This is a genomic window from Craurococcus roseus (assembly GCF_039523795.1).
GTDB classification, from domain to species: Bacteria; Pseudomonadota; Alphaproteobacteria; order Acetobacterales; family Acetobacteraceae; genus Craurococcus; species Craurococcus roseus.
This window is the reverse complement of sequence record NZ_BAAAFZ010000103.1, coordinates 18,924-20,097: the sequence shown is the minus strand read 5'-3', so window position 1 is coordinate 20,097 and position 1,174 is coordinate 18,924. Positions and strand designations below refer to the sequence as shown.

Annotated in this window: 2 protein-coding genes; one reads left to right on the top strand and one right to left on the bottom strand. The window is 69.3% G+C overall.

Annotated features, from left to right (window positions below):
• Positions 1 to 32: 32 nt before the first annotated feature.
• Entirely contained in the window at positions 33 to 971 is a 939-nt protein-coding gene (locus ABD067_RS24720) for an IS481 family transposase (protein WP_343898091.1), read from the top strand.
• A gap of 53 nt (positions 972 to 1,024) precedes the next feature.
• Here ABD067_RS24720 and ABD067_RS24715 read toward each other — a convergent pair whose 3' ends face one another.
• On the bottom strand, positions 1,025 to 1,117 hold the full coding sequence (locus ABD067_RS24715) for a flagellar hook-basal body complex protein FliE (RefSeq protein WP_343898090.1): 93 nt from the start codon (positions 1,115 to 1,117) through the stop codon (positions 1,025 to 1,027).
• Positions 1,118 to 1,174: the final 57 nt, after the last annotated feature.

Genomic DNA, 1,174 nt, shown 5'->3' with positions numbered 1-1,174 from the left:
ACCCACAGCCTCATGCTCCTCGCCGATGCGGCGTGAGCCTTTCAACAGAGCAAGCCGAACTCCAAGCGGCGCAAGGGAGCACCCGGGCCCTGGCCGCCCGCTACGGGCTGGACCCGAAGACGGTGGCCAAGTGGCGCGGGCGGACGAACACGGCCGACGCCGCGATGGGGCCCCGCCAGCCCCGCAGCACCGTCCTGACCGAAGCCGAAGAAGCCATCGTCGTCGAGTTCCGGCGCCGCGCCCTGCTGCCGCTCGACGACGTCCTCGGCTGCCTGCGCGAAGCCGTCCCGAAGCTCTCGCGCAGCGCGCTCCACCGCTGCCTCGAGCGCCACGGCATCTCCCGCCTGCCGGGCGACCCGGAGAGGGCCTCCAAGCGCGGGCGCTCCGCCGAGGCCACGATCGGCTACGTCCACATCGACGTTTGCGAGCTGCGCCTGGCCGAGGGCAAGCTCCACATGTTCCTCGCCATCGACCGCGTGACGAAGTTCACCCACGTCGCCTTCTTCGACGCCAACGCCAAGATGAACGGCGCCGCCTTTCTCCGCGGGGTCGTGGCCGTCTTCCCCTGCCGGATCCACACCGTGCTGACCGACAACGGCATGGCCTTCGCCGGCCTGGCGCGGTACCGCGACGGGCCAACGGCGCGCTGGATGGGCCACATCTTCGACCGGGTCTGCCGCGAGCACGGCATCGAGCACCGCCTGACCAAGCCTCACCACCCACGGACCAATGGTCGGGCGGAGCGGATGAACCGCACCGTCAAGGACGCCACGACCAAGGCCTCCCACTACCCGGACCTGGAGGCATTGCGGGCGCACATCCTGGCCTTCGTCACGGCTTACAACTTCGCCAAGCACCTCGAGGCGCTACGGTGGCGAACCCCGTTCCAGGCCGTCTGCGACGCCTGGGCCAAGGATCCGTCTATCTTCAGCATCAACCCGCGCCACCTCATCCCGGGACCGCACACCTAGGCAATCGAACGAGGCTCAGCTCCTCATGTTTACGAAGTTCAGAGTTTTCTTCCCTAGATCGGCATGCGCATCACGTCCTGGTACGCCGACACCACGCGGTCCCGCACCGCGACCGCGGTCTGCAAGGCCAGCTCCGCCCGCGACACCGCGAGCACCGCCTCGGCCACGCCGCCCTGTCCGGTGAGCGCGCGCACGCCGCCGAA